The sequence below is a fragment of the Paenibacillus sp. FSL H8-0332 genome (genome assembly GCF_037963835.1).
GTDB lineage: Bacteria > Bacillota > Bacilli > Paenibacillales > Paenibacillaceae > Paenibacillus_AQ > Paenibacillus_AQ rhizoplanae.
The window spans coordinates 6,059,642-6,079,516 of record NZ_CP150145.1 but is presented as its reverse complement, the minus strand read 5'-3'; the positions used below and the strand labels follow the sequence as shown (position 1 = coordinate 6,079,516).

General features: G+C 51.0%; 10 protein-coding genes, 16 tRNA genes, 2 rRNA genes and 1 pseudogene. 24 read left to right on the top strand and 5 right to left on the bottom strand.

Features of this window, described 5'->3' with window-relative positions; translation table 11 throughout:
• Positions 1-14: 14 nt before the first annotated feature.
• The 18 genes from NST43_RS26340 to NST43_RS26255 all read left to right on the top strand — a co-directional run bounded on the left by NST43_RS26340 (position 15) and on the right by NST43_RS26255 (position 6,332).
• A 16S ribosomal RNA gene (locus NST43_RS26340) occupies positions 15-1,573 on the top strand.
• A gap of 269 nt (positions 1,574-1,842) precedes the next feature.
• Positions 1,843-4,771 (top strand): 23S ribosomal RNA (locus tag NST43_RS26335).
• The 16S and 23S rRNA genes sit together here with 16 tRNA genes alongside, the layout of an rRNA operon.
• 62 nt (positions 4,772-4,833) lie before the next feature.
• Positions 4,834-4,909 (top strand) — tRNA-Asn (locus NST43_RS26330).
• A 3-nt stretch (positions 4,910-4,912) separates the two neighbouring features.
• Positions 4,913-5,002: transfer RNA gene (locus NST43_RS26325), tRNA-Ser, on the top strand.
• Between the two features lie 31 nt (positions 5,003-5,033).
• A tRNA-Glu gene (locus NST43_RS26320) sits at positions 5,034-5,105 on the top strand.
• Between the two features lie 5 nt (positions 5,106-5,110).
• Positions 5,111-5,186 (top strand) — tRNA-Val (locus NST43_RS26315).
• A 33-nt stretch (positions 5,187-5,219) separates the two neighbouring features.
• Positions 5,220-5,293 (top strand) — tRNA-Met (locus tag NST43_RS26310).
• Positions 5,294-5,302: 9 nt separating this feature from the next.
• A tRNA-Asp gene (locus tag NST43_RS26305) sits at positions 5,303-5,380 on the top strand.
• 21 nt (positions 5,381-5,401) lie between these two features.
• A tRNA-Phe gene (locus tag NST43_RS26300) sits at positions 5,402-5,477 on the top strand.
• 15 nt (positions 5,478-5,492) lie between these two features.
• A tRNA-Thr gene (locus tag NST43_RS26295) sits at positions 5,493-5,568 on the top strand.
• Positions 5,569-5,574: 6 nt separating this feature from the next.
• Positions 5,575-5,660 (top strand) — tRNA-Tyr (locus NST43_RS26290).
• Between the two features lie 5 nt (positions 5,661-5,665).
• Positions 5,666-5,739, top strand: a tRNA-Trp gene (locus NST43_RS26285).
• Positions 5,740-5,766: 27 nt separating this feature from the next.
• Positions 5,767-5,842 (top strand) — tRNA-His (locus NST43_RS26280).
• A 48-nt stretch (positions 5,843-5,890) separates the two neighbouring features.
• Positions 5,891-5,966, top strand: a tRNA-His gene (locus tag NST43_RS26275).
• A gap of 20 nt (positions 5,967-5,986) precedes the next feature.
• Positions 5,987-6,061: transfer RNA gene (locus tag NST43_RS26270), tRNA-Gln, on the top strand.
• Positions 6,062-6,067: 6 nt separating this feature from the next.
• A tRNA-Gly gene (locus NST43_RS26265) sits at positions 6,068-6,142 on the top strand.
• Positions 6,143-6,150: 8 nt separating this feature from the next.
• Positions 6,151-6,224, top strand: a tRNA-Cys gene (locus NST43_RS26260).
• Between the two features lie 29 nt (positions 6,225-6,253).
• A tRNA-Leu gene (locus NST43_RS26255) sits at positions 6,254-6,332 on the top strand.
• Between the two features lie 125 nt (positions 6,333-6,457).
• Here NST43_RS26255 and NST43_RS26250 read toward each other — a convergent pair.
• Positions 6,458-6,691 (bottom strand): annotated as a pseudogene (locus NST43_RS26250) (MFS transporter); the annotation flags it as partial.
• Positions 6,692-7,040: 349 nt separating this feature from the next.
• A complete protein-coding gene (locus tag NST43_RS26245; protein WP_209994140.1) occupies positions 7,041-7,610 on the bottom strand; it encodes a TetR/AcrR family transcriptional regulator C-terminal domain-containing protein in 570 nt (189 codons plus the stop codon).
• A gap of 164 nt (positions 7,611-7,774) precedes the next feature.
• On the opposite strand from NST43_RS26245, the gene NST43_RS26240 reads away from it, so the two are divergent.
• Positions 7,775-8,734 (top strand): carotenoid biosynthesis protein, encoded by a 960-nt coding sequence (locus NST43_RS26240; protein WP_339220276.1) that lies wholly within the window; start codon positions 7,775-7,777, stop codon positions 8,732-8,734.
• A 155-nt stretch (positions 8,735-8,889) separates the two neighbouring features.
• Here the strand turns inward: NST43_RS26240 and NST43_RS26235 are convergent, their stop codons facing one another.
• Together NST43_RS26235 and NST43_RS26230 are read right to left on the bottom strand one after the other, a co-directional pair.
• Positions 8,890-9,870 (bottom strand): serine hydrolase, encoded by a 981-nt coding sequence (locus NST43_RS26235; RefSeq protein ID WP_209994138.1) that lies wholly within the window; start codon positions 9,868-9,870, stop codon positions 8,890-8,892.
• A gap of 142 nt (positions 9,871-10,012) precedes the next feature.
• Positions 10,013-10,933, bottom strand: a complete 921-nt coding sequence (locus tag NST43_RS26230; protein WP_209994137.1) for an aldo/keto reductase — start codon at positions 10,931-10,933, stop codon at positions 10,013-10,015.
• A 154-nt stretch (positions 10,934-11,087) separates the two neighbouring features.
• Between NST43_RS26230 and NST43_RS26225 the strand changes: the two genes are divergently transcribed.
• Positions 11,088-11,483, top strand: coding sequence for a MerR family transcriptional regulator (locus tag NST43_RS26225; protein ID WP_209994136.1), 396 nt, complete (start codon positions 11,088-11,090; stop codon positions 11,481-11,483).
• A gap of 108 nt (positions 11,484-11,591) precedes the next feature.
• The gene (locus NST43_RS26220; protein ID WP_209994135.1) at positions 11,592-14,657 is read left to right on the top strand and encodes a glycoside hydrolase family 2 TIM barrel-domain containing protein; all 3,066 of its coding nucleotides are present in this window, start codon (positions 11,592-11,594) and stop codon (positions 14,655-14,657) included.
• A gap of 50 nt (positions 14,658-14,707) precedes the next feature.
• Here the strand turns inward: NST43_RS26220 and NST43_RS26215 are convergent, their stop codons facing one another.
• Positions 14,708-15,589 (bottom strand): helix-turn-helix domain-containing protein, encoded by an 882-nt coding sequence (locus NST43_RS26215; RefSeq protein ID WP_209994134.1) that lies wholly within the window; start codon positions 15,587-15,589, stop codon positions 14,708-14,710.
• Positions 15,590-16,066: 477 nt separating this feature from the next.
• Here NST43_RS26215 and NST43_RS26210 point away from each other — a divergent pair, with 477 nt between their 5' ends.
• From NST43_RS26210 to NST43_RS26200, 3 genes are all read left to right on the top strand, one after another.
• Positions 16,067-17,029, top strand: coding sequence for an ABC transporter permease subunit (locus NST43_RS26210; protein ID WP_339225531.1), 963 nt, complete (start codon positions 16,067-16,069; stop codon positions 17,027-17,029).
• Between the two features lie 36 nt (positions 17,030-17,065).
• Positions 17,066-17,959: a carbohydrate ABC transporter permease gene (locus tag NST43_RS26205; RefSeq protein ID WP_209994132.1), complete on the top strand. Its 894-nt coding sequence runs from the start codon at positions 17,066-17,068 to the stop codon at positions 17,957-17,959.
• 149 nt (positions 17,960-18,108) lie between these two features.
• On the top strand, positions 18,109-19,689 hold the full coding sequence (locus NST43_RS26200) for an extracellular solute-binding protein (protein WP_339220273.1): 1,581 nt from the start codon (positions 18,109-18,111) through the stop codon (positions 19,687-19,689).
• Positions 19,690-19,875: the final 186 nt, after the last annotated feature.

Here is a 19,875-nt window from a genome sequence, read left to right as displayed (position 1 = left end):
TCTTTCTAAATACCAATTTGGAGAGTTTGATCCTGGCTCAGGACGAACGCTGGCGGCATGCCTAATACATGCAAGTCGAGCGGAGTTATGATGGAGCTTGCTCCTGATTAACTTAGCGGCGGACGGGTGAGTAACACGTAGGCAACCTGCCCTCAAGACTGGGATAACTACCGGAAACGGTAGCTAATACCGGATAATTTCTTTCCTCTCCTGAAGAGAGAATGAAAGGCGGAGCAATCTGCTACTTGGGGATGGGCCTGCGGCGCATTAGCTAGTTGGTGGGGTAACGGCTCACCAAGGCGACGATGCGTAGCCGACCTGAGAGGGTGAACGGCCACACTGGGACTGAGACACGGCCCAGACTCCTACGGGAGGCAGCAGTAGGGAATCTTCCGCAATGGGCGCAAGCCTGACGGAGCAATGCCGCGTGAGTGATGAAGGTTTTCGGATCGTAAAGCTCTGTTGCCAGGGAAGAACGTCCGGTAGAGTAACTGCTATCGGAGTGACGGTACCTGAGAAGAAAGCCCCGGCTAACTACGTGCCAGCAGCCGCGGTAATACGTAGGGGGCAAGCGTTGTCCGGAATTATTGGGCGTAAAGCGCGCGCAGGCGGTCATTTAAGTCTGGTGTTTAAACCTTGGGCTCAACCTGAGGTCGCACTGGAAACTGGGTGACTTGAGTACAGAAGAGGAAAGTGGAATTCCACGTGTAGCGGTGAAATGCGTAGATATGTGGAGGAACACCAGTGGCGAAGGCGACTTTCTGGGCTGTAACTGACGCTGAGGCGCGAAAGCGTGGGGAGCAAACAGGATTAGATACCCTGGTAGTCCACGCCGTAAACGATGAGTGCTAGGTGTTAGGGGTTTCGATACCCTTGGTGCCGAAGTTAACACAGTAAGCACTCCGCCTGGGGAGTACGGTCGCAAGACTGAAACTCAAAGGAATTGACGGGGACCCGCACAAGCAGTGGAGTATGTGGTTTAATTCGAAGCAACGCGAAGAACCTTACCAGGTCTTGACATCCAACTAACGAAGCAGAGATGCATCAGGTGCCCTTCGGGGAAAGTTGAGACAGGTGGTGCATGGTTGTCGTCAGCTCGTGTCGTGAGATGTTGGGTTAAGTCCCGCAACGAGCGCAACCCTTGACTTTAGTTGCCAGCAGGTTGAGCTGGGCACTCTAGAGTGACTGCCGGTGACAAACCGGAGGAAGGTGGGGATGACGTCAAATCATCATGCCCCTTATGACCTGGGCTACACACGTACTACAATGGCCGGTACAACGGGAAGCGAAGCCGCGAGGTGGAGCCAATCCCAGCAAAGCCGGTCTCAGTTCGGATTGCAGGCTGCAACTCGCCTGCATGAAGTCGGAATTGCTAGTAATCGCGGATCAGCATGCCGCGGTGAATACGTTCCCGGGTCTTGTACACACCGCCCGTCACACCACGAGAGTTTACAACACCCGAAGTCGGTGGGGTAACCCGCAAGGGAGCCAGCCGCCGAAGGTGGGGTAGATGATTGGGGTGAAGTCGTAACAAGGTAGCCGTATCGGAAGGTGCGGCTGGATCACCTCCTTTCTATGGAGAATCGTTTCCTGCAACGGAAACATTCAAATCGGAAGCTAAAGCTTCCACAATAGAACCCTTGGGTTCGAATACTCACTCGTTGGTCAGTTTTGAGAGTTTAAGCTCTCATCTTTAACTTTGATCCTTGAAAACTGGATACCGAAATGAATTTGCGTTTTAGAACATTCCTTTAAGCTGAACTTGTGTAAACAAGTTTCAATATTTTAGTGATGCTAAGCGAAGGTTTTCGATTGTGCAAACAAGCGAAACGCCGGAGCATTGGTTAAGCTACTAAGAGCACACGGAGGATGCCTAGGCGCCAGGAGCCGACGAAGGACGTGGCGAACAACGAAACTGCCTCGGGGAGCTGTAAGCAAGCTTTGATCCGGGGGTGTCCGAATGGGGAAACCCAGCTGTGGTAATTCGCAGTTACTCATTTCTGAATACATAGGAAATGCAGAGGCAGACCAGGGGAACTGAAACATCTAAGTACCCTGAGGAAGAGAAAACAATAGTGATTCCGTCAGTAGCGGCGAGCGAACGCGGAACAGCCTAAACCAAGGGGCTTGCCTCTTGGGGTTGTGGGACGTCTCACATGGAGTTACAAAGGAAGATGGTAGGCGAAGAGGTCTGGAAAGGCCCGCGATAGAGGTAAAAGCCCTGTAGCCTAAACTGTGTTCTCTCCGAGACGGATCCCGAGTAGTGCGGGGCACGTGAAACCCCGTATGAATCCAGCAGGACCATCTGCTAAGGCTAAATACTACCTGGCGACCGATAGTGAAACAGTACCGTGAGGGAAAGGTGAAAAGCACCCCGGAAGGGGAGTGAAATAGAACCTGAAACCGTGTGCTTACAAAAAGTCAGAGCCCTTTCTATGGGTGATGGCGTGCCTTTTGTAGAATGAACCGGCGAGTTACGTTTAACATGCAAGGTTAAGGTGAGAAGCCGGAGCCGCAGCGAAAGCGAGTCTGAATAGGGCGAATGAGTATGTGGACGTAGACCCGAAACCGTGTGATCTACCCCTGTCCAGGGTGAAGGTGCGGTAACACGCACTGGAGGCCCGAACCCACGCATGTTGAAAAATGCGGGGATGAGGTGGGGGTAGCGGAGAAATTCCAATCGAACTCGGAGATAGCTGGTTCTCCCCGAAATAGCTTTAGGGCTAGCCTCGGTGAATGGAGTCGTGGAGGTAGAGCACTGATTGGGTGCGGGGCCCGCAAGGGTTACCAAGCTCAGTCAAACTCCGAATGCCATGTACTTCTTGCCGGGAGTCAGACAGTGAGTGCTAAGATCCATTGTCAAAAGGGAAACAGCCCAGACCATCAGCTAAGGTCCCCAAGTGTGTGTTAAGTGGGAAAGGATGTGGAGTTGCACAGACAACCAGGATGTTGGCTTAGAAGCAGCCACCATTGAAAGAGTGCGTAATAGCTCACTGGTCGAGTGACTCTGCGCCGAAAATGTAACGGGGCTAAACACACCACCGAAGCTATGGCTAGATGCTTTGCATCTGGGGTAGGGGAGCGTTGTATGTAGGTTGAAGGTGTACCGTAAGGAGCGCTGGACAGCATACAAGTGAGAATGCCGGTATGAGTAACGAAAAGATCAGTGAGAATCTGATCCGCCGAAAGCCCAAGGTTTCCTGAGGAAGGCTCGTCCGCTCAGGGTAAGTCGGGACCTAAGGCGAGGCCGAAAGGCGTAGTCGAAGGACAACAGTTTGAAATTACTGTACCACCGTAATCCGCTATGAGCGATGGGGTGACGCAGGAGGGTAGTGACGCGGACTGATGGATATGTCCGTCTAAGCAGTGAGGCTGGTGTGTAGGCAAATCCGCACACTACTAAGGCCAGGCTGTGATGGGGAGCGAAAATTACAGTAGCGAAGGTCATGATCTCACACTGCCAAGAAAAGCCTCTAGCCAGGAGAAGGTGCCCGTACCGCAAACCGACACAGGTAGGCGAGAAGAGAATTCTAAGGCGCGCGGAAGAACTCTCGTTAAGGAACTCGGCAAAATGACCTCGTAACTTCGGGAGAAGAGGTGCCTCGGTAGGGTGAATAGCCCGAGGGGGCCGCAGTGAAAAGGCCCAAGCGACTGTTTAGCAAAAACACAGGTCTGTGCGAAGCCGTAAGGCGAAGTATACGGGCTGACGCCTGCCCGGTGCTGGAAGGTTAAGGGGAGTGGTTAGGGGCAACCCGAAGCTGTGAACCGAAGCCCCAGTAAACGGCGGCCGTAACTATAACGGTCCTAAGGTAGCGAAATTCCTTGTCAGGTAAATTCTGACCCGCACGAATGGCGTAACGACTTGGGCGCTGTCTCAACGAGAGATCCGGTGAAATTTTAATACCTGTGAAGATGCAGGTTACCCGCGACAAGACGGAAAGACCCCATGGAGCTTTACTGCAGCTTGATATTGAATTTGGGTACGATCTGTACAGGATAGGTGGGAGCCGTTGAGGCAGGAGCGCAAGCTTCTGCGGAGGCGCCGTTGGGATACCACCCTGATCGTATCTAGGTTCTAACCTAGTGCCCTTACCGGGTACGGGGACCGTGTCAGGCGGGCAGTTTGACTGGGGCGGTCGCCTCCTAAAGAGTAACGGAGGCGTTCAAAGGTTCCCTCAGAATGGTTGGAAATCATTCGCAGAGTGCAAAGGCATAAGGGAGCTTGACTGCGAGACCTACAAGTCGAGCAGGGACGAAAGTCGGACTTAGTGATCCGGTGGTACCGCATGGAAGGGCCATCGCTCAACGGATAAAAGCTACCCTGGGGATAACAGGCTTATCTCCCCCAAGAGTCCACATCGACGGGGAGGTTTGGCACCTCGATGTCGGCTCATCGCATCCTGGGGCTGAAGTAGGTCCCAAGGGTTGGGCTGTTCGCCCATTAAAGCGGTACGCGAGCTGGGTTCAGAACGTCGTGAGACAGTTCGGTCCCTATCTGTCGTGGGCGCAGGAAATTTGAGAGGAGCTGTCCTTAGTACGAGAGGACCGGGATGGACGTACCGCTGGTGCATCAGTTGTTCCGCCAGGAGCATGGCTGAGTAGCTACGTACGGACGGGATAAGCGCTGAAAGCATCTAAGCGTGAAGCCCCCCTCAAGATGAGATTTCCCAGTATGTAAGACCCCTTGAAGACGACGAGGTAGATAGGTTGGAGGTGGAAGTGCAGCAATGCATGGAGCTGACCAATACTAATCGGTCGAGGGCTTATCCAAATTTCTAACACGCAGATTCATTTCGGATTCAGTTTTCAGGCGATTAAGCCTGATATGCATATTCCCTGATAGCTCAGTTGGTAGAGCACTCGACTGTTAATCGAGTTGTCACAGGTTCGAGTCCTGTTCGGGGAGCCATATGGAGAGGTGTCCGAGTTTGGCCGAAGGAGCACGATTGGAAATCGTGTAGGCGCCACAAGCGTCTCGAGGGTTCGAATCCCTCTCTCTCCGTAGCAATACCTTACAAGTAATAGAACAGCGTGGCTCGTTGGTCAAGGGGTTAAGACACCTCCCTTTCACGGAGGTAACATGGGTTCGAATCCCATACGAGTCATATATGGAGGCTTAGCTCAGCTGGGAGAGCATCTGCCTTACAAGCAGAGGGTCGGGGGTTCGAACCCCTCAGCCTCCACCATCTATCTTTAACCGAATAGATTTTGTTCAATGACGCGGGGTGGAGCAGCCCGGTAGCTCGTCGGGCTCATAACCCGAAGGCCGCAGGTTCAAATCCTGCCCCCGCAATATTACTTTGGAACCGTGGTGTAGTTGGCCTAACATGCCTGCCTGTCACGCAGGAGATCGCGGGTTCGAATCCCGTCGGTTCCGCCATTTTTACCAAAATATTTATATGGCTCGGTAGCTCAGTCGGTAGAGCAAAGGACTGAAAATCCTTGTGTCGGGGGTTCGATTCCCTCCCGCGCCACCATATACAACTTAATATGCCGGTGTAGCTCAATTGGTAGAGCAACTGACTTGTAATCAGTAGGTTGGGGGTTCAAGTCCTCTCGCCGGCACCATACCGTGGAGGCTTAGCGAAGTGGCCAAACGCATCAGACTGTAAATCTGCTCACGTACGTGTTCGGTGGTTCGAATCCATCAGCCTCCACCATTTTTAGGGGCATAGTTTAAAGGTAGAACAACGGTCTCCAAAACCGTTGGTGTGGGTTCAATTCCTGCTGCCCCTGCCAAGTTATTTCATATAAAAGAATCATATGGCGATCGTGGCGAAGTGGTTAACGCACCGGATTGTGGTTCCGGCATTCGTGGGTTCGAGACCCATCGGTCGCCCCATTTCTTTTATAAGAGTAATAAGGCATAACAATTAAATAGCTTTACATGGCGACCGTGGCGAAGGGGTTAACGCACCGGATTGTGGTTCCGGCATTCGTGGGTTCGAGACCCATCGGTCGCCCCATTTTCTTTTAAAAAATATATTGGGGATTAGCCAAGCGGTAAGGCAACGGACTTTGACTCCGTCATTCATAGGTTCGATTCCTATATCCCCAGCCATTATATGCGGACGTGGCTCAGCGGTAGAGCATCGCCTTGCCAAGGCGAGGGTCGCGGGTTCGATTCCCGTCGTCCGCTCCATTTAATCTGGTGCCATAGCCAAGTGGTAAGGCAAAGCTCTGCAAAAGCTTTATCCCCAGTTCAAATCTGGGTGGCACCTCCATTATTTTTCTGGAAATTATATATGTATACGCCGGCGTGGCGGAATGGCAGACGCGCTCGACTCAAAATCGAGTGGGAAACCGTGGAGGTTCGAGTCCTCTCGCCGGTATACGCTAAAAGAGTTCATCAGAGTATACCTCCGATGAACTCTTTTTTTTATATTCGCAGTGTCTAAGATCTAAGTAATCATCAGTTGCTTAAGTGCTTAAGCGCTTGAGTGCTTATCTCATGAACTTACTTCGCAGCACCAACAAATTGATTTCTGGCTGCACCTAGACCAACGATGCCAAGAAGAGCAGAGGCGCCGACCATTATCAGGAGTGGAGCGCTCCAACTATGACTGGCATCATGCAAGTATCCAATCAGCGCCGGGCCGATGGCTGCCAGCAGATATCCGATGGATTGGGCCATGCCCGATAATTCAGCCGCCTGTTGGGCACTTTGGGTACGCAAGCCGAAGAACAATACGGGAGGGGAACTGAGGAGAATGGCGACACTAAGGATTGAGATGGAAGGAAGCATCGGCTGATGAAGAAAAAATTCGGACCTGTCAGAATTAGAGCAGATTTCCAGGGAGAAAAGGAAGGTTCAATTTTATCTCAGATTGATGCTGGGATTAGGCTCAACCTGTGGTGTGATGGTACCTATAGAACCTTTTTTCACGACTTTAAATGAGCTTTCAGCTCAAGAGGCCGTACTTTTACAAGCAGCAAAGGATCAAAAGGATCGGTCAGAATGAAATTGGAACAAGATGAATGTTGGAAAAAGAGCAGAGAAGCGGCCTTCAAAACAGGGGGACCGCTTCATTTTTTATGATTTATAATTCTTTAGAGTAAAATGCTTTGGATACTGCCTCTGTCGCTTTATCAATAAAGGCTGCAACTTTACTGGGGCTTTCCCTCAGACCACTGCTCACCCACTTTTTAATAATGGCTATACTGCCATGAGCGGTAAATGTATACCATGACTCAAATAATTGTGGATCAAAATACTTTAATTCCTGCTTCCATCGCTCAATAGTTAGATCGTGACTGATATAAAGGATTCTTTCTAACAATTCTTTATCACCATGCTCGGAGAACAAAACCTCACATATCGTTTTGTTTGCTTTTATATACTTACATAATTCATAAGACAGCTTTTGAGGGCTTGCAGAACTAATCCCAAGTTGCTTAATTTCTTCGTAAAGGTCATTTTCGATCGTTGAAAGAAGCTCAAATTGACTAGCATAGTGTGAATAAAAGGTGTTGCGATTAATATTCGCTTCTCTGCAAATGTCGGTCACGGTAACTTTATTGATTGACCGTTCTGTCAGCAGCTTTAATAAGCTTTCTTTTATAACCATTTTTGTATATCTCACTCTGTGATCTGTTTTTTTGTCTGACATCGTATCCTCCCGATTTAAAATAATAAAATAGTAAATGAACAAATCTAATATGATATGTATGATAACTAACATAATCCAAACGAACAGCCTGTTGTTTTACTAACATGGTGATATTATAATTTATTTGAACGTTCGATTCAAATTAAATTAAATGGAGGAATAATATGGGTGATATAACTGTAGTCCCTGTATGGATTATTCAAGATATTATAGTCTTAATTGCTGCTGTTCTAATGGTTTTCTATATCCTTGATAAGGAAACACATCCCAAAACGGTTCTGCTTCAATTTATAGGTTTTGTGTTTTTTTACGCCGCCGTTTTTGAAATTACTGCTTCATCGCTTGGGGAAGGTTTCTACGCCTATGGGCGCAGTATTTTGATGTTATTTAATATACCAATTACTGTTCCTATTATTGAGTTTCTGATCATTTATTCCACTTTGCGTGTGCTAAAGTCTGTAAATATACCGGCCTGGACAAAGCCCTTTATTACGGGATTAAGCGCTATGGTGTTTGACTTCTCACTCGACCCGGTGGCCGTTAAACAGATCTTTCAGACCATGGATGGAACCATTGCAAGATGGACTTATTATCCGCTGGCCGGTGAACCTCAAATCTATGGGGAACCTGTGATGAATTTTACAGGATGGATTTATATAGCGGGGTATTGGACAGTCTTTATTCTAATTGGGGAATGGTGGCATAAAAAGAAAGGCTACAGTAAATCCGTGGGTTACATCTATCCGTTTCTGGCGGCCATTGCGTCATTGGCTTGTATGTTCTCACCTTTATCTAACTTCTTTAACTATATGGGGCCGTTCTTCGAAAGAACCTCTAATATGCAATGGGTGAATTTGATTGCACTTTCTGTAATTACAATCGGAGTTTTAGCATTAGCTTTCCTAAAGTTCTGGGACCGGAAGGTTATTTATTCAATCACTCCCAAAAAAGATTTTCCGATCATGTTTACTTTCTTAGGGTTCCCCCTGGTTAATACTATATTTTGCCTGATAGGAGGTTTCACAGAAGTATTGTGGCTGGTCGTTCTGGCTCAGATCGTATTAATGTTAGCCTGGATTGGAATTTATAGGATGGGTAAAAAGGCAAGTCCAACCGCGAGATAGTTAAAAAAAACACCACCAGCTTTAACCCCAAAGAGGTCTAAAGTCTGGCGGTGTTTTTTGCCTTCTTCGTTAAGGCAGCACATTCCCGGCTGCGCGGTAAATCTCGTACCATTCCTCGCGGCTGAGGGTGATGTCCGGGGCTTTGGCGATGTCGGTTACTCCTTTGTCGGCTCAAACAACGGTAGGATATACTTTGTAATCAATTCAATTCTGTCCTTCGCACGCGGCATGAAACGCGAAGCAATCGTAACTACCATTTTCTTGTTGGAGTTAACATAAATCGCATTTCCGCCGTCGCCCAAAGCCGCATAACAACCTCCTCCCTCATTGCTAACAATCCACCATAAATACCCGTACGCTAAATCTCCCCATCGGCTGCTTTCTTGGGTGCTGTCTTTGATCCATGTTGAGGATAGAACTTGCCTACCGTTCCAGAATCCTTGATTTAAGTACATTTGGCCAATTTTCGCCATATCCATGACGGTTAAGGCGAGGCCCCAACCTGCAGTATGTGTGCCTTTGGGGTCCATCATCCAACCGCTTACATCTTTATTTTTGAGGAAAGCCAAATAATCTTCTTTGCAATGGATCATTGCATTAGGGGGTGCTTCAATGCCAAGCGGTTCAAACAGATTATCGGTGGCAAAATGAAGTACAGATTGGCCTGTTGCATAGGTGAGGATTCCCGACAGGACCTGTATACCGATTGTGGAATACCTGAATTCTCCAGGAGCATCCTTGCCACCCAACAAGTCCAGCGCAGCTTTGGTCCAATCTTCGCTGGTATAGACCTTTGTATAGGGCTCCGATTTGTATTTATACGGTGCGGTCATTGTCAGCATATTTTTAATAGTGATATCCTGTATCGTTTTTTCGCCGCGCTTGACCGTGTAATCCGGATAAAATTCCAATATATTCTGATCTATACTTTTAATAAAGCCTTGATCTATGGCAATGCCGATAAGTGCAGAAATGATGCTTTTGGTCACGGATGCAACATGGATCGTATCGTCAGCGGTGTAGCCGTCGAAATAGCTTTCATATACCTTTTCGCTGCCGATCAGTACTGCAATACCAGCAATATTGCCATAGTCTGTTTTGATCAGATTCTCGAAATTTTCTATTCTGCTATTCACACAAGTTCTCCTTCTAAATATAAGTACATCGATGTCTGTGAAAAGCGTATTATGATATAAAATTTTTTGCAAGCAATAAAAAACCCGCACACCCCTATACTGAAGAGGAGGTGTGCGGGTTTTGTCATACAGAAGTTTGGACTTAAGGCAGCACATTCCCCGCTGCGCGGTAAATCTCGTACCATTCCTCGCGGCTGAGGGTGATGCGTGAAGCCTTCGCGATGTCGAGCAGGCGTGCTGTGTTGGTGGTACCGACAATTGGCTGCATCTTAGCCGGATGGCGAAGCAGCCAGGCGGTTGCGATGGCGGTATCGGTTACCTCTTTTTCTGCGGCGAGACGGTTAATCACTTCATTCACCTTAGGGAACTTCTCGTTGCCGAGGAATACGCCCTCGAAGAATCCGTATTGGAACGGCGACCATGGCTGGATGGTCATATCGTGCAGGCGGCTGTATTCCAGGATTCCACCATCATGGACTACGGAACCCGCATTGGTCATGTTGACATTGAAGCCGGCATCAATCATGCCGGTAACCATGATGCTGAGCTGAAGCTGATTGAACAGGAGGGGCTGCTTGACGTTCTTTTTCAGCAGCTCAATCTGTAGCGGGTTCTGGTTGCTGACGCCAAAATGCTTGACCAGCCCTCTGCGCTCCAGATTATCGAAGGCTTCGGCTACTTCCTCCGGCTCCATCAGCGTGTCAGGGCGGTGGAGGAGAAGGACATCGACATAATCGGTCTGTAACCGCTTCAAGCTGTTCTCAACCGAAGTTACAATATGCTCTTTGGAGAAGTCGAAGAAGCCGTTACGGATGCCGCATTTGGCCTGAATCATCAGCCGGTCGCGCATGCCGGGATTTGCCGCCAGTACGTCCCCGAATACTTCCTCCGCTTTACCGCCAGCATAAATATCTGCATGGTCGAAAAAGTCTATGCCCACCTCAAGGGCGCTGTGGATATGGACTTCAGCCTCTTTGGGAGACAGATCAGCGATCCGCATACAACCGAGTGAAATCTCGGATACCTCAAGTGTACCGTTAGCCACATTAATTCTTTTTACCATTAATTATTCACTCCTTAAATGAAGGTATAGTGTAAGCTTAGACCTTAGAGTTAGGTGTAAGTCAATAGAATCATAGAGTGGCTGTTCATAGAAACGGATTGGTGTTACCTTTACATATAGGTGAAGCCAGCCATGGTTGGCAGAAAGGAGCTGCATGATGGGATACAGCATCAAAACCATAGCACAAAAAAGCGGACTGAGCCAATATACGCTGCGTTACTACGAACGGGAGGGTGTATTGCCGGTTGTGGCAAGGGATGTGAACGGTAACCGTTGCTTCAATGACGAGGATCTGGAGCTGATCTCGCTAATCTGCTGCCTGAAGGATACCGGAATGGCTATAGCGGACATTAAGCAATTCATCGCGCTCTCCCAGGAAGGCAGGGACCGTCTGCCCGATCAGCGCAAGCTGCTGCAGGAGCATAAACAGCATATCGATGAGAAGATTAAATTCTTTCAGAGCTTTGCCCGGAAGATTGACCATAAGATCGCTTATTTCGCTTCCCTTGAGAATGAAGCCGAAGCCTCCGGAAATTATAAAACCACTTGAAAAGTAAGTTATCTGCACCGAAGTTGTGATCCTGCTCTGGGAGCCGGGGCAAACTTTGGGTAGAATAAGGAACAGATTCACTTCAAGAAGATGAAGGAGGACACTATAATGTCAGGCAATGAACCTAGTCTGGATTGGCTAAGCGATGTATCTGTATTTAAGGTGAACCGGTTGGAAGCGCATTCGGACCACCGCTATTATAGAACGATGGAGGAAGCGGAGAGACAAGCCCCCATGGCGCTGCGCCACTCGCTCAACGGAGATTGGAAATTCAGTTATGCAGTGAATGTGGCAGCCCGTGTGCAGAATTTCTATAAGACGGAATATGATACGAGAGGCTGGGGGGACATCCAGGTGCCGGGTCATATTCAGCTTCAGGGGTACGGCAGACCGCAATATGCGAATACGATGTACCCTTGGGACGGTCTGGATGCTGTAAGACCGCCGGAGATTCCGGTGAGCAGTAATACGGTGGGCAGCTATGTGAAGTTTTTTGAGGTGCCGGAGAATATGGGTAAGGGACCGGTCTTTATTTCTTTTCAGGGGATAGAGGCGGCTTGTTATGTATGGTTGAACGGGCACTTCGTCGGCTACAGTGAAGACAGCTTCACCCCGGCGGAATTTGAATTGACACCCTATCTGCAGGAAGGAGCCAATAAGCTCGCGGTTGAGGTCTATCAGCGCTGTACGGGGAGCTGGCTGGAGGATCAGGATTTCTGGCGGTTCTCGGGGATTTTTCGTGAGGTGTATTTGTATACGGTTCCTGAGCTGCATGTACAGGATCTGCGGATTCAGGCGGGGCTGGATGCTTCTTATGAGAAAGGCAAGTTAACGGCTGAACTTCGTATGGCAACTGAGACTGAGGCTGTGGTTCGGGTGGAATTGAAGGATGCGGCAGGCGCTGTGGTAGCGGAAGCAGAAGGACGGGCTGTGGCGGGTAAGGCGGCTCTAAGTGTGGATGCAGGCAAGGTGTTCCTGTGGAGCGCGGAGAATCCGTACCTATATAACGTCTGTATCTCTGTGTGTAATGGCGAAGGGGAACTGGTGGAGGCGATTGTGCAGCGGGCGGGCTTCCGCGTGTTTGAGCTGAAGGACAAGCTGATGCTGCTGAACGGCAAACGGATCATGTTCAAAGGCGTCAACCGCCACGAGTTCAACCCCCGTACAGGACGGAACATTTCCAAGGAAGATATGATCAAGGATATCATCATCCTGAAGCAGAATAATATCAACGCAGTGCGGACCTCGCATTATCCGAATCAGACGCTCTGGTATGAGCTGTGTGATGAATACGGGGTGTATGTGATTGATGAGATGAATCTGGAATCCCATGGCTCATGGCAGAAGATGGGCGCCGTTGAGCCGTCCTGGAACATCCCCGGGGATAAGCCGGAGTGGGAGGAGATTGTCTTGGACCGGGCGGTATCGATGCTGGAGCGCGATAAAAATCATCCGTCGATCCTGATCTGGTCCTGCGGCAATGAATCGTATGCGGGTGAGGTTATTCTGAAGGTGTCCCATTACTTCCGCAAGGCTGATCCGGGACGGCTGGTGCATTATGAAGGAGTCTTCCATAACCGCAAATATAATGACAGCAGTGATATGGAGAGCCGGATGTATGCCAAGCCCGCAGACATTGTAGAATACCTGGAGAATCAGCCGGATAAGCCGTATATCAGCTGTGAGTACATGCATGCTATGGGGAATTCGGTAGGGGGACTCCATAAATATATCGAGCTGGAGAGCCGTTATCCGCTGTATCAGGGCGGCTTCATCTGGGATTACATCGATCAGGCGCTGGTGGCCAAGAACCGGTACGGTGAAGAGTATCTGGCGTATGGCGGGGATTTCGATGACCGGCCGACGGACTATAGCTTCTGCGGCAACGGGATTGTGTTCGCTGACCGGAGTATCACGCCGAAGATGCAGGAGGTAAAGTTCCTCTACCAGAACATCCGGCTTGTTCCTGAACAGGACGCCGTGACGGTGACCAACGGCAATCTGTTCGAAGGAACGGACCAGTTGATGTTGGAGTTCCGGTTATACCGGGAAGGACGGGAGATCTTCAAGGGACAGCAGGAGCTTGCGGTTGCCGCTCAGGAAGAGGCGAGAATTCCGCTGGAACTGCCGGATGTATCAGCAACTCCAGGGGAGTATACACTGGCTGTAAGTCTGGTGCTGAAGGAAGTAGAGTTATGGGCGGAGCAGGGGTTCGAGACCGCTTATGGAGAGCATGTCTTCCGCGTAGAAGCGGCCGGGGTAACAGCAGGCGGGGAAGCGGCGCTGCTGCCTGCGGCAGCGGAGTTCGGCGTCATTGAAGGAGATGTGAACATTGGGGTGAGCGGCCGCGGCTTCTCTGCGTTATTCTCCAAACAGGCAGGTTCACTGGTGTCGCTCTGCTATGGGGGGCGTGAGATGATTGCGACTCCGCCGGCTCCGCACTTCTGGCGGGCAACGACCGACAATGATAAGGGGACTGCGCTGGGATACCATGCCGGCAGCTGGTTCGCGGCCAGTCTGGCCCGCCAGTGTACGGCGGTCAGCCTGCATACCGAAGCAGACCGGGCTACGGTCAGCTTCGATTATGCCTTCAGCATCAGCAGTGAGCTGAAGGCAAGCATTGAATACACGGTCCATGCCGACGGCAGGGTCCGTGTCCGTATGGTCTATGGCGGGGCAGACGGCCTGCCGGATGTGCCGGTAGTGGCGGTATCCTTCCGGATGTCGGCAGACTACGAGGCCACCGAGTGGTATGCCCGCGGACCGGAAGAGAACTACAGTGACCGCGCACATGGAGCGCGGCTCACCCGGTTCCGGCGTAAGGTGGCGGAGCTGCCGTCACCGTATCTGGTGCCGCAGGAATCCGGCAACCGGACGGGCGTCCGTGAGGTGAGCATCACGGACAGCCGGGGGTATGGGCTGCAGATTCAGGCGGCTGCAGGCCAGCCGCTGGAATGTACGCTGTCACCGTATACAGCGTTCGAGCTGGAGCAGGCAGCACATGCTTATGAGCTGCCTAAGGTGCACTACACGGTTGTCACCCTCGCGGCGCAGCAGTTGGGTGTGGGAGGGGATGACAGCTGGGGTGCGCCGGTGCATCCGGAATACCGGATCGCAGCCAATCAGCCGCTGGAATTCGAGTTCACGCTGACGGCGGCATTGCCGGAGGTGTAATAATCACTAAGTAAACAGGCCATCAGCGTATCCTTCGCTGATGGCCTGTTTCATGAGAAGCGCTGCCGGTACTCTCGCGGCGACAATCCCTCCAGCTTCATGAAGGTGGAGCTGAAGTAGGAGGATTGGTTGAAGCCCACCTCTTCGGCAATCCGGGCGATCGGGAAGCTGGTCTGCATCAGCAGCAGCTTGCTCTGTCCGATACGGTAGCGGAGCAGATATTCCATAGGTGAACAGCCATATACCTTGTTCATGCAGCGGGCAATATAGACCGGATGGAAGTTGAGGCTGTCTCCCAGCATGGCGGTTGTAATCTCTTCACGGTAGTGGGAGCGGAGATAGGAGGCGGCCTGCTCGGCACATAAAGTGGTTTGGGAGCTGCGGTGCTCCGGGTTTACAGAAGCGGCCAGCTGCTGCAGGAGATCCTGGAAGAGGAGCTGCTGCCGGAAGCGGACGGCTTCAAGGTGGGCGGTGGCCTGCAATTGCGTGAGCTGCTCCAATACCTCGTAAGCTCTGTCCGGCAGAAGTAAGCTGACAAACTGGGATAACACCAGATTGAAGGAGCTGATATCGAATAGAGAAGCGGGAAGCTCTCCTGTAGTCTCGTTCGGGTTGCCGAAAGCGGACCCTGCTACGGATAAGGAAGGCAGGTCATGGAAGGTCTGGAAGTGAAGCCAATGATAGGCCGTCTCCTCCTTGCAGCCTTCGGTTCCAAAGTGGTGGCAGTCGGGGCGCAGGATCAAGGCATCGCCTGCCTTCACGGTGAAGCGCTGCTCCTCCTCGCCGATATACAGGCAGCCCTGCTGGACAATGAGCAAGTCAAATACCTTGATCTGCTGGCGGCTCCGGTGCTGATAGCCGGGCTGGCAGTGATTGCGGCCGCTGGCAATATAATGCGGCAGGGGAGGGATACGGAACAGAAGCGGGTTCATAGGCTGGCCTCCTGAAGATAAGTTTGGATATTGAAAGTTTAGGTTGGAGAATTAGTACATTTTCCAGAGTATATCACCTATAATTTATTACAGGCAAGTTTAAATCGTAAGGCTACGGATAGGTCCTGAGCGGCCACCCGAATTCCCCCGGATTCTTCTCCTTAAGGAGTACTCCGGGGGCTTATTTGCGTTGAAATTGCGATTACTGCACAAAAGTATGATAAGTGCACAGTGTGCTTAGCCATAAAGTGCAGGAATATCCCGAAGCTTCACTGTTCAGCCGCAGGGGGCCTCTTCTATACTCAGGTCATACATTGGATTTCACGAAGCCGCAGGGCCATCAAGGCCCAAGGGCGGAGGCTTCGGACCCAGTAACTAACGCGGCAACTTATCTATAGGCATAGGAGAGTGAAGGCTTTGAGACACCGCAAACGCAAGACCGGTATGCCGCTTGTCACCCAGCTTCCCATGAAGGGAATGGGCGGGCTATCCCCGCAGCTTGAGTCCGGCACCCGGAAGAAAAGGAAGAAGGGCTTTGTGCATGAGCTGGTCCATAACCGGATTCTGTTCCTGATGCTGCTGCCTACGCTGTTGTTCTTTCTAATTAACTCGTATTTTCCGATGGTCGGGGTCTATTATGCGTTCACGCAGTTTGATTTCAATTCCGGGCTGTTCGACGCTCCCTTCGTGGGGCTGAAGAACTTTGAATTCCTCTGGAAGTCCGGCACGCTGGTGAAGCTGACGCTCAATACGATCGGCTACAATCTGGCTTTTATTTTACTGGGGAATGTGCTGGCGATTATCTGTGCGATTCTGCTCAGCGAGCTGCGGGTGAAGTGGTTCAAGAAGCTGACCCAATCGGTCATGTTCCTGCCGTATTTCGTATCGTTCGTTATTCTGAGCGTTATCGTCTACAATGTGTTCAATTATGATAACGGTTTCCTCAATACGCTGCTGACGCAATTCGGGGCGAATCCTGTGGATGTCTATAATAATCCGGTCATCTGGATTTTCTTGATCATTCTCTTTTATCTCTGGAAAAATCTCGGTTACAGCATGGTCATCTACCTGGCCTCCATCACGGGCATCAGCGAGGAATATTATGAAGCAGCCAAAATTGACGGTGCCCACATTTTTCAACGGATCTGGTATATCACGGTGCCGATGCTGAAATCGACCTTCGTCATGCTGCTGCTGTTCTCGCTGGGGAGTATTATGAAGGGGCAGTTTGACCTCTTTTACCAGCTGATTGGCAATAACGGGGTGCTGTACAATACAACGGATATTCTGGATACGTACGTGTTCCGCTCGCTCAAGGTGACCTTCGATGTCGGGATGGCAACGGCGGCCGGCCTGTATCAATCGCTGTTCGGCTTCTTCCTGATTATGACGGTCAACTATATCATCCGTAAAATAAATGACGATTACGCCTTGTTCTAGGTTGTGCGGAACCTGCTGCGGAAGGAGAGAAAGAGCATGCAAATCAAAGACGACTCGTACACCAGGCTGCTCCAGGGAGTGGCTTACACGGTAATTATACTAGGCTCCTTAGCCTGTCTGATTCCGTTCCTGCTGATTATTTCGGCTTCCTTGACGGCTAATGAGTCCATCATCAAGGACGGGTATCATTTCATCCCGGCGCAGTTCTCGCTGGAGGGCTACAAGACGGTATTTACTTTTCCTGATGAGGTGCTGCGGGCGTATGGGGTGACGCTGTTCACTACGGTGACGGGGACGACGCTGGGACTGTTCTTCATGACGATGGCCGGGTATGTGCTGGCCCGCAAGGATTTCAAATACCGCAATACCTTCTCGTTCTATATTTACTTCACGACCCTGTTCGGCGGGGGATTGGTGCCCTGGTACATTATGATTACTAAGTATCTGCATCTGACCGACTCTTACGGGGCGCTGATTCTCCCCGGATTGATGACGCCGTTCCTGATTATTCTGATGAAGAATTTCATCCGCTCGGCGGTGCCGGAGGAGCTGTTCGAATCGGCCAAAATTGACGGGGCGGGGGATTTCAAAATATACTGGCGCATTGTGCTGCAGCTCTCGATGCCCGGCATCGCGACCGTAGGTCTGTTTCTGGCTCTGGCTTACTGGAATGACTGGTTCTCCTCTTCGCTGTTCATCAATGATCCGCATAAGTATCAGCTGCAGTTCCATTTGTACAATGTCATTAACTCGGCCTCCTTCATCGCCAATATGGGCGCGGGTACCGGGGTCAGCTTAGGCAGTGATCTGCCTACAGAATCCACCAAGATGGCGATGGCGATTGTGGTCACGGGTCCGATTCTGTTCCTGTATCCGTTCATCCAGCGTTATTTCGTGAAGGGGCTGACGATCGGAGCGGTCAAAGGTTAGAACCGTGTGGCAGATTGTACCTTTACCGTACAGCTGCTATATCGGCTAACATAGAGTCACACACAAGGGCGGTATGCTTCCGGGGAGAGAACTGCACGAGGAGCATCGATGAAGCATGGGATTACAACAAATTCTAGGAGGGTTCATTCATGAGAAAGAAAGCAGGCAGACGATCTTTGGTTACGCTTACAACAGGTGTGCTCGCTCTATCGCTCCTGGCCGGCTGCGGCGGGGGGAACAGCAATGGCAACACCGGCAGTGCCGGGAAGGACGGCAACGCAGGCACACCGGCTGCATCAGAGGGAGCGGCGAAGGCAGCGGATACCGGGATCGACACCTCGAAGAAGGTGGAGCTGCAATTTTATATGCTCGGCGATGCTCCTAAGGATCTTCCGGCCATCCAGGCGGAGGTCAACAAAATGGCTGAGGCAGACCTGAACGCCACGGTGAAGTTCAACTTCACCAGCTGGACGGACTGGGATCAGAAGTATAAGCTGCTGCTGTCCTCCGGGCAGGCGATTGATCTGATTTTTACGGCGGACTGGACTCAATATCAATCCTATGCGAAGCGCGGTGCCTTCCTGGCACTGGATGATCTGCTGCCTAAGGCGGCACCCGAGCTGCAGAAGTTCGTCCCTGAGAAAATGTGGGAGGATGTTAAGGTTGACGGTAAAATCTACACGGTTCCGGCGACCTTCAAGGAGTATGTAACCAACGGGTTCGTCTACCGCGAGGATCTGCGCAAGAAATACAATCTCCCCGAGCCTAAGGACTTGGCCAGCTATGAGGCCTACATGGACGGCATTGTCAAAAACGAGCCGGATATGATGCCCATGTCACTCAACAGCGATGTAGGCAACAATCTCCATTATATCTACACGGAGCTGCATAAAATGGTCGGCGCGCTGCCGTACGGCATGGGTGTGAAGTATGATTCTCCGTCCACGGTCTACTCCTACTGGGGCTCCGATGAGCAAAAAGAAGAGCTGAAGATGATGAAGCGCTGGGCCGATAAAGGCTTCATTCCGAAGAATGTGCTGAATATTAAGGATACGATGCAGGACCCGGTCACTTCAGGTAAAGCGGCCAGCATGTTCGGCGACAATCCTAACCGGTTCAACGACATGAAGATGAAGATCAGCACGACTCATCCGGATTGGGAGCTGGCGTATTCTCCTTTCGGCCTGACAACCGGCTATGCAACCCCTGTACATCCGATTCACAACGGGTTCGCTATTCCGAAGAGCAGCAAGAACCCGGAGCGGGCACTCGCCTTCTATCAGAAGATGGTGCTGGACAAACGCTATAATCAGCTGACGCAATACGGTATTGAAGGCAAGAACTACACGGTGGAAGACGGCTACTACAAGCTTGTTGGCACCAGTACCTCCAATGGCTTCACCCGGGAAGGCATGAACGGCTGGGCGTGGAGAAATCCGGAGTTCATGCTGTTCGACAAGGGCTTTGACGGGGTCAAGGCGATCTTTGATGAGCTGGATAAAATCCAGAAGCCGGATCTGTTCCTGGGCTTCGCCGAGGATTACACCTCCTATCAGGCGGAGAAGGCTGCGCTTGAGCAGGTAGAGAAGCAGTACTTGTTCCCGCTGGAGGCCGGACTCGTGGATGATGTGGATAAGGGCCTGGAGACCTTCATGCAGAAGGCCAAGCAGGCGGGCCTGGAGAAGATTCAGGCGGAGTGGACGAAGCAGTGGGAGGCTTATGTAAAGTAGAGGTGGTGCCCCGGAAGCCGTATGGCTTTTGGGGCTTTTTGCTGTGACTGGGGGCTTGGGGCGCAGGTTGGTGCTTGGGCGCTTGGGTGGACGCTCCGAAAACGGAATGATGTTCCGATCGCTGTTGTGTCCGGATTTTTTTGATTTTACCTTAGCGGTGAAAATCCGGACACAAAGGCGAACGCT